Source organism: Verrucosispora sp. WMMD1129, from assembly GCF_029581255.1.
GTDB lineage: Bacteria > Actinomycetota > Actinomycetes > Mycobacteriales > Micromonosporaceae > Micromonospora > Micromonospora sediminimaris.
The window spans coordinates 2712249-2724888 of the sequence record NZ_CP120741.1 but is presented as its reverse complement, the minus strand read 5'-3'; the positions used below and the strand labels follow the sequence as shown (position 1 = coordinate 2724888).

Annotated in this window: 12 protein-coding genes and 1 tRNA gene; 10 read left to right on the top strand and 3 right to left on the bottom strand. The window is 71.5% G+C overall.

The genetic code is table 11. The features are described 5' to 3' along the window. The first annotated feature begins 175 nt into the window (after positions 1 to 175). The 9 genes from O7624_RS12425 to O7624_RS12385 all read left to right on the top strand — a co-directional run bounded on the left by O7624_RS12425 (position 176) and on the right by O7624_RS12385 (position 8853). Positions 176 to 1114: a hypothetical protein gene (locus O7624_RS12425; protein WP_282240106.1), complete on the top strand. Its 939-nt coding sequence runs from the start codon at positions 176 to 178 to the stop codon at positions 1112 to 1114. A gap of 263 nt (positions 1115 to 1377) precedes the next feature. Beyond that, a tRNA-Ala gene (locus tag O7624_RS12420) sits at positions 1378 to 1454 on the top strand. 108 nt (positions 1455 to 1562) lie between these two features. Continuing rightward, positions 1563 to 2108: a class I SAM-dependent methyltransferase gene (locus O7624_RS12415; protein WP_282240105.1), complete on the top strand. Its 546-nt coding sequence runs from the start codon at positions 1563 to 1565 to the stop codon at positions 2106 to 2108. A gap of 212 nt (positions 2109 to 2320) precedes the next feature. After that, on the top strand, positions 2321 to 3064 hold the full coding sequence (locus O7624_RS12410) for an SDR family oxidoreductase (RefSeq protein WP_282240104.1): 744 nt from the start codon (positions 2321 to 2323) through the stop codon (positions 3062 to 3064). A gap of 281 nt (positions 3065 to 3345) precedes the next feature. Beyond that, positions 3346 to 4794: a family 43 glycosylhydrolase gene (locus O7624_RS12405; protein ID WP_282240103.1), complete on the top strand. Its 1449-nt coding sequence runs from the start codon at positions 3346 to 3348 to the stop codon at positions 4792 to 4794. 58 nt (positions 4795 to 4852) lie between these two features. Further along, complete coding sequence (locus tag O7624_RS12400) at positions 4853 to 5248, top strand: hypothetical protein (protein WP_282240102.1); 396 nt, start codon at positions 4853 to 4855, stop codon at positions 5246 to 5248. Next, a complete protein-coding gene (locus O7624_RS12395; RefSeq protein WP_282240101.1) occupies positions 5248 to 7671 on the top strand; it encodes a DUF4132 domain-containing protein in 2424 nt (807 codons plus the stop codon). The genes O7624_RS12400 and O7624_RS12395 overlap by 1 nt, the downstream gene beginning before the upstream one ends. Before the next feature lie 48 nt (positions 7672 to 7719). Beyond that, positions 7720 to 8145, top strand: a complete 426-nt coding sequence (locus O7624_RS12390; protein WP_282240100.1) for a DUF6153 family protein — start codon at positions 7720 to 7722, stop codon at positions 8143 to 8145. Positions 8146 to 8223: 78 nt separating this feature from the next. Next, positions 8224 to 8853: a DUF305 domain-containing protein gene (locus O7624_RS12385; protein WP_282240099.1), complete on the top strand. Its 630-nt coding sequence runs from the start codon at positions 8224 to 8226 to the stop codon at positions 8851 to 8853. Positions 8854 to 9011: 158 nt separating this feature from the next. On the opposite strand, the gene O7624_RS12380 is transcribed toward O7624_RS12385, so the two are convergent. The 3 genes from O7624_RS12380 to O7624_RS12370 all read right to left on the bottom strand — a co-directional run bounded on the left by O7624_RS12380 (position 9012) and on the right by O7624_RS12370 (position 11901). Beyond that, a complete protein-coding gene (locus tag O7624_RS12380; protein ID WP_282240098.1) occupies positions 9012 to 9803 on the bottom strand; it encodes a peptidase in 792 nt (263 codons plus the stop codon). 3 nt (positions 9804 to 9806) lie between these two features. After that, complete coding sequence (locus tag O7624_RS12375; RefSeq protein WP_093408262.1) at positions 9807 to 11099, bottom strand: VWA domain-containing protein; 1293 nt, start codon at positions 11097 to 11099, stop codon at positions 9807 to 9809. A gap of 145 nt (positions 11100 to 11244) precedes the next feature. After that, positions 11245 to 11901 carry a 4'-phosphopantetheinyl transferase superfamily protein gene (locus tag O7624_RS12370; RefSeq protein WP_282240097.1) on the bottom strand — a complete coding sequence of 219 codons (657 nt, stop codon included), beginning with the start codon at positions 11899 to 11901 and terminating at the stop codon, positions 11245 to 11247. Positions 11902 to 12134: 233 nt separating this feature from the next. Here O7624_RS12370 and O7624_RS12365 point away from each other — a divergent pair, with 233 nt between their 5' ends. Next, entirely contained in the window at positions 12135 to 12440 is a 306-nt protein-coding gene (locus O7624_RS12365; protein ID WP_282240096.1) for a hypothetical protein, read from the top strand. Positions 12441 to 12640 lie beyond the last annotated feature (200 nt).

Here is a 12640-nt window from a genome sequence, read left to right as displayed (position 1 = left end):
GTCCCACGTGCGGGATCGGCGCGGCGCGGCGGTTCCGGCGACGGTGACCCGTAACCTCAGGTAACTGCAAGCTGCGGCAGGCGCTGCCCGCCCCGCACGATTCACGTCGCCGATGCCGATCGGTGAAAGATCCTGCGGCCGGTCGGCGCTTGCTCCGAATCTGGTGACGGGAGGGGTGAGGGTGCCGACCTCGGTGCTCCTCGCCGTCCTCGCCGCCGCCGGGCTGCTCGCCCTCGCGCCGGCGTTGGTCCGCCGGTACGACGCCGCCGAGCGGCTGGTGGCGGAGCGGGCGCAGTCGACGGCGCGGGTGCTCCAGCGCCGCCGACGCCGTCGCACTGTCCCCGGCCGGCGACCGGTCAACCCGTCCCGTGCCCTGGTGATCACGCTCAGCGAGGATCCCGACTCGGGAGAGCTGGCCACCCCGGTCTCCGGCCCGCCCGCCCTGCGGCGCGCGGTTCCCACCCCGCCTCGTTCGGGTGAGGCACCCGGCCGGGTACCGCGCTCACGTCCCGCTGATGACGCAGGTGATGGCCGCACCGGTGAGGCAGTGCGGGGTGGGGCGGCCGGGCGGGCGCTGCCCCGACGTTCCGGTCGGCCGAGCCGGTTGCGTGCCGTACCGGCGGGTGGGGGCCGGTCCCGCCGCCGCCCCGACCGGCGGCACCACCACACCTCGGCCATCTACCGCCGCCGCCGGGTGCTGGCCGCGCTGGTGCTGCTCAACGCCGTCGAGTTGGTCGGCGTGCTGGTCGTGGGCCCCGGCTTCTGGATCAGCTTCGCGGTCACCGCCACCCTGCTGATCGTGTACGTCGTCCACCTGCGCGCCCGCGCGGTGGCTGACCGCCGCCGACGCCGGGCCCTGGCCCGCGAGGCCGCCTGGCTGGCCGCCCGCCAGGCCGAGGTACGCCGGGAGCAGGCGCGCCGGTCGGCTGCCCGCCGGGAGACGCAGCGCCGCCTGGCGGCCCAGCGGGAGTCCGTCCGGCGCAGCGCGATGGGCCTGGACCGCCCAGCCGACCTCCCCCAGGCAGCCAACGGCGGCGGCTCGGTGTCCTACCGTCGTGCCGGTGGCCTGCGGGGCCGCCCCTACGAGGCCGGCCCCGGCTCCCACAGCGCCTGACCCCGCCCCACGCGCGAACCCCTCGATCGGGCGAGGCGACAAGTTCGGGGAAGACGCTGCCTCAACCGGGCCGAAGGCTGCACTATCGGGGAAACTGCTGATGGCATGGACGGATCGCCGACGGCGATAGCGTGGACGGCAGTGGCGGATCTTGCGAGGCCGGGTGGGTGGGGTGGTTCGCGGCGGAAGCGCTCGACCTGTTAGCCTTGTCGCCGGCCCGCCCGGTGACAGCCGGGTGGGACCGACGCCGGTTGGCCGGCGGAGGGGCTGTGGCGCAGACCGGTAGCGCACCTCGTTCGCATCGAGGGGGTCAGGGGTTCAAATCCCCTCAGCTCCACCACCGAAGCAGTAGACAAAGGGCGGGTCCTCGGAAATCGAGCACCTGCCCTTCGTCTTTGTCCGGCAGCTGATCACGGCTGGGGAGCCCAAGCTGGTTCAGACTGGCGGGATGCAGGATGACGACCGGGCAGCACGGGTTCGCAGGGTGCGCCGCCAGCTCGCGCAGTACGGTCCGCCGTGGACGCGAGATCATGAGCGGGACTTCGAGACGGTCACCCTGCCGGAACGGGACTGTGACCTGCTCCGTGACCTGTTGATCTCTGATCGGGTCGAGGCTCTCGTCGAGGTCGGGCTCGCGTACGCCAGCTCCGCTCTCGCGATCGGGGAGGCGCTGGTCACGATCGACCCGCCGCATCCCCGGCACGTCGTTGTCGATCCCTTTCAGGAGCCGGCGTACGCGAACGTCGGCTGGGATCTGCTGTGTGCCGCCGGTCTGGACTCCACCGTGCAATTGATGCGCGAATGGTCCTCGATCGCGCTTCCGGAACTCGTCACCGACGGTCTGGTCGTCGACGCGGCGTTCGTGGACGGCAGCCACCGTTTTCACGAGGTCTTCGTGGATCTCTACTTCCTGCGCAAGATCGTCCGGCCGGGCGGTCTGATCGTGCTGGATGACGACTGGACGCCGTCGGTGCGCACCGCCGTGCGGTACTAGGAGAAGAACCTGGGCTGGACCGCGATTCCCGACGCTTTCGCCGACGGAACGCTGCGCCACATCGGCGACGACCCGACGGCGGAACTGGTGCCCCGTTGCCGGGCCATCCGGCTGCCCGAGGCGCTGGTGGAGCCGCCCTTCGAGCGGTTTCACCCGTTCTGAGCACGGCCCCACCTCGCCGCTGTCCTGAGTGAACTGTCAGGATTGCCGGCATGACGGTCCAATGTGGCAACAGGGTCGCGCTGGTCACGGGTGGCAGCCGGGGTATCGGTGCCGCCGTCGCGCGGCGGCTCGCCGCTGACGGCATCGATGTCGCATTCACCTACCGCACCGCGGGGGACAGCGCGAAATCCGTGCTGGCCGACATCGAGGCGTACGGGCGTACGGGCCTGCCGATCCGTGCGGACAGCGCGGATCCGATGGCGGTCGTCGGTGCCGTGGAGCAGACCGTCGCCGAGTTGGGACGGCTCGACATCCTGGTCAACAACGCCGGGGTGTTCGCGGGCGGCCCGATCGAGTCGGTCAGCTTCGACGCCCTCGATCGAGCTGTCGCGGTCAATGTACGCGGGGTCTACCTGGCCACCCAGGCGGCGGTGCGCCACCTGGGCGACGGGGGCCGGATCGTCAACATCGGCAGCAGCTTCGCCAGCCGCGTCCCGGCGCCCGGGGTCAGCGCGTACGCGATGACCAAGAGCGCGGTAAACGGGCTGACCCGGGCGCTGGCCCGGGAACTCGGGCCGCGCGGGATCACGGTCAACCTGATCCTGCCCGGCTCGACCGACACCGACATGAACCCGGCGGACAGTGTCGGCGCGCACGCCCAGCGGTCGCACATCGCTCTCGGTCGGTACGCGGCGCCGGCCGACGTGGCGGCCACGGTCAGTCACCTGGTCGGCGACGGCGGACGGCACATCACCGGCGCTTCGATCGCCATCGACGGCGGCGCGACCGCTTGAGCGGCCTGCCGTCACGGGCTGGGTGGCGACCCGCCACGGCGTCGGCGGTGCCGCTCGGCCATCCTGCCCCGCGCGCAGGCCCGAACCCTTCGGTGCGGTCGGGCGGGCGACGGTGTTTGCCGCCGTCAATGCGTTACGGCCAGGATTCAGATACATGTCATTGCCTTGACGTTGATAAATGTTAACGCTATCAATGAGGTAGCGGGCACGGCGGGCACGGTCGGACGGGGACCGTGCCCGTCCCGGATGACCGGCCCGCGGTCGGCGGGAGGGCGATGGCGATGGCGCGTCGGAAGCTCACGTACCGCAGCTGGTTAGCGGTGACCGCCGCCCTGGTGATGGCGGCGATCAGCTCCTTGGCGGGGCCGGCCGTCCCGGCGCGGGCCGCCGCCGTCACATTCACCAACCCGTTGGCCGAGCAGCGTGCCGATCCGCACATCTACCGGCACACCGACGGCTACTACTACTTCACGGCCACGGTGCCTGAGTACGACCGGATCGTGCTGCGCCGCGCCACCACCCTTCAGGGGCTCGCCACCGCGACCGAGCGGGTGATCTGGCGTCGGCACGCCAGCGGCGAAATGGGCGCGCACATCTGGGCACCGGAGATCCACTTCATCGACGGCCGGTGGTACGTCTACTTCGCCGCCGGCCGCACCGACGACATCTGGGCCATCCGGCCGTACGTCTTGGAGAGCAGCGCCGCGAACCCGCTCGACGGCCCGTGGACAGAGCGTGGCCAACTCCAGCCGGCGCGCAGCAGCTTTTCCCTCGATGCCACCACCTTCGTGCACCACGGCCAGCGCTACCTGGCCTGGGCGGAGTACGCCGGCAACAACTCGAACATCTACCTCGCCCGAGCCGTCAACCCCTGGACGTACGCGGGCACCCCGACTCTGATCGCCAGCCCGACGTACGCCTGGGAGACCCGGGGTTACCGGGTGAACGAGGGACCGGCGGTGCTGATCCGCAACGGCCGGGTCTTCATGACCTACTCGGCGAGCGCCACCGACGCCAGCTACGCCGTCGGGCTGCTCACCGCCTCGGCGAACAGTGATCTGCTGAACCCGGCGTCCTGGACCAAGCGCGCCGCACCGCTGCTGGCCAGCGACAGCCGGACCGGCCAGTACGGTCCGGGGCACAACTCGTTCACCGTCGCCGAGGACGGCAGCGACGTGATCGTCTACCACTCCCGCAACTACGAGCGGTACCTCGGCAACGGCTACGACCCGCTCAATGACCCGAACCGGCGGACCCGGATCCAGCGGGTCTACTGGAACGCCGACGGCACCCCGAACTTCGGAGTGCCGGTGCCGGACGGACTGAGCCCGGTCCGGCTGCGCGCCCACGACCTGCCCGATCGCTACCTGCGGCACTGGGAGTTCCGGGTCCGGCTGGAGCCGGACGTGACAAACCTGGCCGACTCGCAGTTCCGGATCGTCGCCGGACTGTCGAACTCCACGGCGATCTCGTTGGAGTCGACCAACTATCCCGGCTACTTCCTACGGCACCGGAACCACCAGATCTGGGTGGAACGCAACGACGGCTCGAATCTCTTCCGTCAGGACGCCACCTTCACCCGGAGGGCCGGGCTCGCCGACGCCACGAAGCTGTCCCTGGAGTCGGTGAACTTCCCCGGCCAGTACGTCCGTCACCGCGACGGCCTGCTCTACCTGGAGGCGGTACCGGACGCGGCCGGACGCGCGTCGGCCACCTTCGCCCTGGAGTAGCCAGTCGCGGCCCGTGCCGAAGTCTTCCTGTCGGAGGGCGTACCTAAACTCTCGCGACATGGCGACGGTGACCTTTGTGGACGAGAGCACCGCGGGTGCTCGGACTTCCGCGTGGGCCTTGCAGATCTTCGAGGAGCGGTTGACGCTTCGTGAGCTGATCCGCCGGCGGATCCACCAGGAGGTGGCCGAGCACAACGCGGCCAGTCCGGAGCCGCGCCGGCTGCTGGTGCGGCCAACCTCGACCGAACGGGCCCTCAACGGCGACCGGGGCGAGCAGCCTCGACGCCGCGTCGACCCGCAGCGGCAGATCGCCCTCGCCGAGCAGGCGTTCCGCGGCAACGGTTTCGTGGTGCTGGTCGGCGACCGGCAGGTCGAGGAACTGGACGACGAGGTCGATCTGCGTCGCGACACCGAGGTCACCTTCCTCAAGCTCGTCCCGCTGGTGGGCGGCTGATGACCACCACCACCGAACCCGTCTGGTACGCCGACCGGGCCCGCGAGCTGGTTGCCGCGAACGACCTGGACAAACTGGCGGGGCACCTGCACGCGCATGCCCGACTCTGCCGCGACAACCCCGAGGTACGCGCCGCACTGCGCGCACTGCCCCGTCCGGACGTGGCGCGTCTGGTGCTGGCCATGGCCGCCCGCCTGCGGCAGGACGGTAAGCACTTCTGGCCGCCGCGCGACCTGATCGGCCAGCTGTCCCGCCGGTTGCCCACCGAGCTGGCACCGGAGCAGCTCCAGGAGCTCGCCGCGTTCGCCGTCGAGGAGCCGTACGCGTTGTCACCGACCGCACTGGAGACGGTGGCCCGGGGCCTGGCCGCCACCGGCCCGATCCCCGCCGACCTGATGGAGGCGCTTGTCGACCGGTCCGACGAGAGCCAGCGCCTGCGGCAGTTCATCGCCGAGGTGGCCGGGCCACGTCTCGACCCGGACGACCCCTGGGCCCGGCAGATCCTCACCGAACTACCCACCCTCGACCCGCCGTGGCGGCAGTTGGTCGCCCACGCCAGCACCGCCACCATGCCCCGACCGAGCGCCGGCTGGTCGGCCGAGGCGACCCGACTGCTCGCCGAGGTCGACCTGGGGGAGGCCGGTCAGCTCCTCGACCGATGGCTGGCCACCGCCGCCCGCGCCCCGCACCAACAGCCGACCTCGGTCAACGCCGACCTGCTGCGTGGCCTGCTCTGGCTGGTCGAGCGGACCGGACCGACACCGGAACAGGTACGCCGCGTCGGCGGTCTGGTCGAGGCGATGCTGCGTCGCCTGCCCGGCGTCGGGCCGGCCTGCCCGAAGGTGGCAAACGCGGCGGTCGGGGTGCTCGGGCGGCTCGACGGCGAGCCAGCGCTGGCGCAGCTCGCCCGGCTGTCGGCCCGGGTCACCTACAAGGGCACCCGCAAGGAGATCGACAAGGCGCTCGACGCTCGTGCCGCAGCCCTCGGCATCAGCCGGGACGAGATCGAGGAGCTGGCCGTTCCGGACTACGGCCTGACCGGGGTGGGGCGGCACGAGGTGCCCCTGGGCGGTTGTCGGGCGGATCTGTCGATCGTCTCCACCGGCGTAGCCCTGGTCTGGTACACGGAGGCCGGCCGGCAGGTGAAGAGCCCACCGGCGGCGGTACGCCGGGACCACGCGGCGGAGTTGGCCGACCTGAAGGGCCTGGCCAAGGAGATCACCGGCATGCTGACCGCCCAGGTGGCCCGGCTGGACCGGCTCTTCCTGGCCCAGCGCAGCTGGACGCTGGCCGTATGGCGGCAGCGCTACCTCGATCATCCGTTGGTCGGCGCACTGGCCCGTCGGTTGCTCTGGCAGGTCGACGGAGTGCCCTGCGGTTGGGCTGACGGTGCGCTGCGCACCGTGGACGACACTCCGGTGTCCGCTGGCGACGACGCCGAGGTGCGGATCTGGCACCCGATCGGTCGGCCGGTGCCGGAGGTGGTCGGTTGGCGGGAGTGGTTGGAACGGCACCGGATCGTCCAGCCGTTCAAGCAGGCACATCGGGAGGTCTACCTGCTGACGCCGGCCGAGGAGACCACCGGGACGTACTCGAACCGGTTCGCCGGGCACATCCTGCGTCAGCACCAGTTCCACGCCCTGGCCGCGGTCCGGGGCTGGACGGACCGGCTGCGGTTGATGGTCGACGACTCCTACCCGCCGACCTCGCGGGAGTTGCCCGGGTGGGGGCTGCGGGCCGAGTACTGGGTGGAGGGGATCGGCGACGACTGGACGGCCGACACCACCGACAGCGGGTCGTACCTGCGGCTCGTCACCGACCAGGTGCGCTTCTACCCGATCGCCGCCGCGCAGAACTGGTCGCACGCCTCCGGCGGCGGCTACTCGGCGCAGCGGTGGACGGACGCGCGACCCGGGGACCCGCTGCCGCTCGACCGGATTCCGCCACTGGTGTTCAGCGAGATCATGCGAGACGTCGATCTCTTCGTCGGGGTGGCCAGTGTCGGCAACGACCCGACCTGGTCGGATGGCGGCCCGCAGGGCCGTTTCCGGGACTACTGGTCGTCGTACAGCTTCGGGGAGTTGTCCGCCACCGCCGAGACCCGGCGCGAGTTGCTGGCCCGGCTGCTGCCCCGACTGGCGGTGGGCCAGCGGGCCCGCATCGACGGCCGCTTCCTGGTGGTCGACGGTGACCTGCGCACGTACCGGATCCACCTGGGGTCGGGCAACATCCTGATGAGCCCGAACGACGAGTACCTCTGCATCGTGCCGGACCGGGGCGCGGGCCGGACCGGGGAGCAGCAGTTCCTGCCGTTCGAGGGGGACGGCCTGCTCGCGGTCATCCTCAGCAAGGCGATGCTGCTGGCCAGGGACGCCGAGATCACCGACGTGTCGATCACGCGCCAGATCAGACCGGCCGGGTAGCCGCCGGGAAAGCGGTGCTGGTGGTTTGCCGCGCGATATCGTGATCGAGTGCGCGGCGAGGCGGCAACCAACGGGCGATGGCTCCGGTTCGTGCTGCTGGCGTGCACCCTGTTCGGGCTGGCCGTGATGCACAGCCTGGGCCACGATCCCGCCCTCGGCGCGCCCGGCCACGGCAGCCATGCCGCACCGACCTTGCCAAGTCACGTCGATGGCTGCCACACCGAGCAGTGCGTGGCACCGGCCGCTCACCCCATCGAGGAGCCGGGGCACGGCCACCCCTCAGGCTGGGCGGTCTGCGTGGCGATCGTCGCCGGCTTCGCGCTCGCCGTCGCGCTCGCTGTCCGCCACCTTCGGCGTACGCGCAGTGTGCTGCCACGGGATCGTCGGCTCACCCGAGCCCTGGGCGGCCGTGCCCCGCCCGCCTTTCGCCTGATGGGCCTGACCACGGTCGCTGTGTCGGTACTGCGGATATAGGAGCGACCAGCGGTCACCCCTGGTGGGTGGCCGCGCCGACCCGCTTCTGTCCACCGACTCCGAAAGGCCCTGTAAACCATGAATCGCACCCGTACACGCCGTGCCGTCTGGGCCGGCGTGAGCCTCAGCGTGGCGATCGGTCTTGCCGGCTGCGGCTCCGACCATCCGGCCGGCGCTGGCCACGACATGCCGGGTAACCCGTCCGCCAGCGCGATCAGCGGCGAATCCGCCACCAGCAACGCGGCCGACGTGATGTTCGCGCAGATGATGATTCCGCACCACGAGCAGGCGGTCGAGATGTCCGACCTGGCCACCACCCGTGCGTCCGACCCGGAGGTGAAGCAGCTCGCCACGCAGATCAAGGACGCTCAGGCGCCCGAGATAGCCCAACTGCGGGCCTGGCTCACGTCCTGGGGGGCACCGATGCCGATGGCCAACGGCGACGGCCATGGCATGCCCGAGATGGACCACGAGATGCCGGGCATGATGTCCGAGGCCGACATGACCCGCCTCGCGGCTGCCTCCGGGACCGAGTTCGATCGGCAGTTCCTCACCATGATGATCGCCCATCACGAGGGGGCCGTCACGATGGCCGAGGAGGAGACAGCCCAGGGCGCCAACCCGGACGCCAGAGCGTTGGCGCAGCGGATCGTCACCACGCAGCAGGCCGAGATCGACACCATGAGGAAGATCCTCGCCCGGCTGTGACACCGACCGGTGCCCGGGCGCTCCCGCCGCCCGGGCACCGGTCCGCAGCGCCGAACGCCTCCGGATCCGGTGGTGCTGATCGGCTGCCGCCAACGGCCGCATGCGCGGGGACCGCCGGCAGGTCGGGTGGGCACCTCAGCACGACCTGCCGGCGGGGCTCATCTGGTGGCGGGACGCCGGGTGAGGGCGAATCCGACCACGCCCGCGACCGCGGCCAGCATTCCGCCGGCGGTGGTCCAGATCCAGCGGGAGCCGGCCTCGGGCAACCAGCCGGTGAGACTCAGGTCCCAGCCGTCGTCCCCGTCGCCCTCCGGTGCGACCGTCGGTTCGGCGTCCAGAACGGTGCCGGCGTTTGTCGGTGGCACCAGTGCCGCCTCCAGCCTGCCGTCGTCGGCGGAGCTGCCGGCGTCGTCGGTGGTCGAGACCAGCAGGTCCACGTCGATCGGCAGGCCGAGGTCGGGCTCGGGCACGTCGACCACGGCCAGGCGCACGTAGTAGGTGCCGGGCAGTGGGTCGCCGGACCATGGTTCGGCCCAGGGGCGCACCCGCCGCATCGTGCAGCTGATGCCGACGGTACGCGCCGCGGCGTCGGCGGTCGGCGTCTGCGCGCCGGCCGTGCACGCCTGCCGGCGGCGCAGCCCGTCGAAGACCTCCACGGTCCAGGTGGATCGGCCGTTGCGGTTCTGCGCGAGGGTGACCGCCGCGGTGATCTCGTGGACCTCACCCGCGGCGGCTGGGAACGACCAGTAGAGGTGTTCACCCGTCGAGGCGGCGACCCGGATGGGTTGGCCGGCGGCGACCGGGGTGGCGGTGAGGTACGAGGTGCCGGCCCTGGTGACGGTGACGGCACCGGGGGAAGGGGTGGGGGTGGGCGCGGCGAGCGCCGTGCCGGGGGTCAGGGCGACACCGGCGGCGATCAGGGCGGCGGCGGTTGCCCAACGGATACGCATCTGTCAGTTCCTCCAGGTGGCTACCCACCAACGGGTGAGCAGGCCGGTGACGAGCCCGGTGAGCAGGCCGGCCAGGGTCAGCAGGAGCAGCAGCACCCAGCCGCGGCCCAGGTCCGGCCCGTCCGGAGCGGACGAGGCGGCGACCACGTCGATGGTCAACTCGACGGGCATGCCCGGGTCCGCGGCGGTATCCGCTCGGGGTGAGAACATGTTGCTGACCACCAGGCAGACGGTGGTGACGGCCGAGGACGCGCTGGCTTCCGGCGTCGGGTCGCTGGCCTCGGGCCGCTCGACGTCGTCCCCGGCCGACCAACGCAGGCCGGTGGAGACCACGTCGGTACGTCCGCTGCCGGCGTCCACCCCGCGGACCAGTTCCCGGCCGTCCGCCGTGGTGGCCCGCAGCAGCACGCCGTGATCGGGGTTGACGGGGCGGTCGAGCGCGATGCTGACCGAGGCCCTCAGCTCCTGTCCCGGCCGTACCGGCACCCGGTACCAGCGATGCTCGGAGAAGCTCTCCCGGTCGGTGTAGACGCCGGGCGAGAGCAGGGGCGCACCCGGGCAGGCGTTCGTCCCGTCGACCTTCGCCGGGGTGGTGGCGTACGTGTCGCGGGCCCGGTCCACCAGTTGCTTCAGCCGGTCGGTCAGATCCTCGGCGCTCTGCGCGGCCGTGTAGGTACCGCCGGTCGCGGCGGCGATGCAGAGCAACTGCCGGCGCACCTTCTCGTCCGGTGCGAGACCGAGGGTGTCCACCACCAGCGTGGTGCCCTTGGCGGCCAGTTCCCGGGCCACCTGGCAGGGATCCGGTGGGGCGCAGGTGTCCTCGCCGTCGGTGATCAGCACGATCCGGCGTGCGGTGGTGCCGGCACCGAGATCCTTGGCGGCCTCGCGCAGGGCGAGCCCGACCGGAGTGAAGCCGGTCGGGCGCAGGGTCGCCACGGCGGCCTTGGCCTGCGTCCGGTCGACCGGGCCGACCGGCACGATCTGCTGGGTGTCCAGGCAGCCCTGCTGCTTGTTCTTGCCCTGATACGTGGCGCCCAGCACCCGGATGCCCAGCTGGGTCTCGTCGGGTAGGGCGTCCACCACCTCGCCGAACGCCTGCTGGGCCACCGAGATCCGGCTCCGTCCGTCGATGTCGGTGGCCCGCATCGAACCACTCACATCCAGGACGAGCTGGACCCGGGGTGGCTCGCTTGGCGGTTCCGCTCGGTCGTCGGCGAGTGCCGGCACCGGGCCGGCCAGCGTCGTCGCCGTCAGCAGCCCGAGGAGGGCGGCTGACGACCATCTCTTGTTGATCACCGAGCGGAGTGTAGACAAGTCCACTCAGGACAGATCATCCGGTCGCCCGTCGCCCGTCGCCCGTCGCCCGTCGCCCGTCGCCCGTCGCCCGTCGCCCGTCGCCGGTCGCCGGTCGCCGGTGCGAGCGGTGCTGCCGTGCCGTTCGCTACCGGGGGGTGAGCGTGGCGGCCGTGCGTACGAGGTCGGTGTCGACAGCGAAACGGCCGCTGATCAGCGTGGGCGGGTGGTCGACCGGAGCCTCGGCGACCCGCGCGGGGGAGATTCGCGCGGTGAACGTCCCGGCGTCGGGATCGAGACGTACCAGGGCGTCGTGGAAGTCGAGCCAGTTGCCGACGACCGGGTGCCACACCTTGTAGACGGTTTCCTTCGCACTGAAGATCACCGCCGGCCAGTGGATGCCCGGTGGTAGTTGTGCGACCTGCTCGTCCTCCTCGGGCAGGCAGATCAGTCGGCGTACCCCCGCACTGAGCTCGCGGTGTTGCTCGGCATCCATGCCGACCGCCCGGATCTCGTCGCTGCGGGCGACGGCCGCGGCGCAGTAGCCCCGGGTGTGCGTGATGGTGCCGACCAGCCCGGCCGGCCACACGGGTGAGCGGTCGGCGGCAGACGGTACGGCGGCCGGTGGCAGACCGAGTGCGGCCATGGCGCGGCGGGCGCACATCCGGCCAGCGGTGAAGTCGCGGCGGCGGCTCTCCACCGCGCGGTCCCCGAGACAGGCCGCCTCGGCCGCGTGCAACCGTCCGGACCAGTCGTCCGGACCCGCCACGGCCACCGCGACGGCGGGCGGGAGCAGATCACGCACCTGCGGCTCCGGGGTAGTGCTTTCGGCCAGTGTTGCCGGTACCAGCGACCGGCGACGATGAATACCTACGGTTGATGCAGTTCCTGGGGCGGGTCGCGGCGGCCATGGTTGGTCAACGTACCGCAACGGCGTAACGCCGCAGCGTTCCCGGACGCTGTAATTGAGCACGGGCACGTTTGAAGTGACGGCGGGTGGCAGGCCCGCCGTCACCGGTGGAGGCGGAGAGGAGCGCGATGACGGGTGTTACGGATCGCTCGGGTGTCACCGTGGCGGAGGCGGGCGGAGCCGCGTCGTCCGGGCGGGTGGGCGAGCACGCCCCGGTGACCCCCGAATGGACGTGTGGCACCTGTGGCGCCGAGTGGCCCTGCGCCCGGAAACGGGAGCAGTTGCTGACCGAGTACGGCGTGGATCGACCGATGCTCAGTGTCTACCTGGGGGCCTGTCTCGCCGCCGCCGCCGAGGACCTGCATCTCGCCGGGTCGACGTCGTTGCAGGACAGGTTCTTCGGCTGGTTGCCGCGACGCCCGAGACGACACTGACTCGCTCGTCCGGACGATCGTCCAGACCGGACCCGGCTTCGATGTCGGGCTATGCCACGTGAAGCTGCGTGGCTGGACGTAACGGTTCAGCCATCCGCCGGACGGTGGCTCCGGGCGGCGCAGAGTCCGCGACGAGTCACGCTGTGGCAACAGTGGCCGCAACTTCTTGTCGCATTCAGCATTCGTCGGAAATCTGACCC

What these genes read in the sequence shown, in the direction of transcription:
- O7624_RS12410 (WP_282240104.1), top strand. Translation starts at nt 2,321, where the DNA reads ATGACGGTCCAATGTGGCAACAGGGTCGCGCTGGTCACGGGTGGCAGC.
- O7624_RS12400 (WP_282240102.1), top strand. Translation starts at nt 4,853, where the DNA reads ATGGCGACGGTGACCTTTGTGGACGAGAGCACCGCGGGTGCTCGGACT.
- O7624_RS12365 (WP_282240096.1), top strand. Translation starts at nt 12,135, where the DNA reads ATGACGGGTGTTACGGATCGCTCGGGTGTCACCGTGGCGGAGGCGGGC.
- O7624_RS12380 (WP_282240098.1), bottom strand. Translation starts at nt 9,803, where the DNA reads ATGCGTATCCGTTGGGCAACCGCCGCCGCCCTGATCGCCGCCGGTGTC.
- O7624_RS12385 (WP_282240099.1), top strand. Translation starts at nt 8,224, where the DNA reads ATGAATCGCACCCGTACACGCCGTGCCGTCTGGGCCGGCGTGAGCCTC.
- O7624_RS12395 (WP_282240101.1), top strand. Translation starts at nt 5,248, where the DNA reads ATGACCACCACCACCGAACCCGTCTGGTACGCCGACCGGGCCCGCGAG.
- O7624_RS12415 (WP_282240105.1), top strand. Translation starts at nt 1,563, where the DNA reads ATGCAGGATGACGACCGGGCAGCACGGGTTCGCAGGGTGCGCCGCCAG.
- O7624_RS12405 (WP_282240103.1), top strand. Translation starts at nt 3,346, where the DNA reads ATGGCGCGTCGGAAGCTCACGTACCGCAGCTGGTTAGCGGTGACCGCC.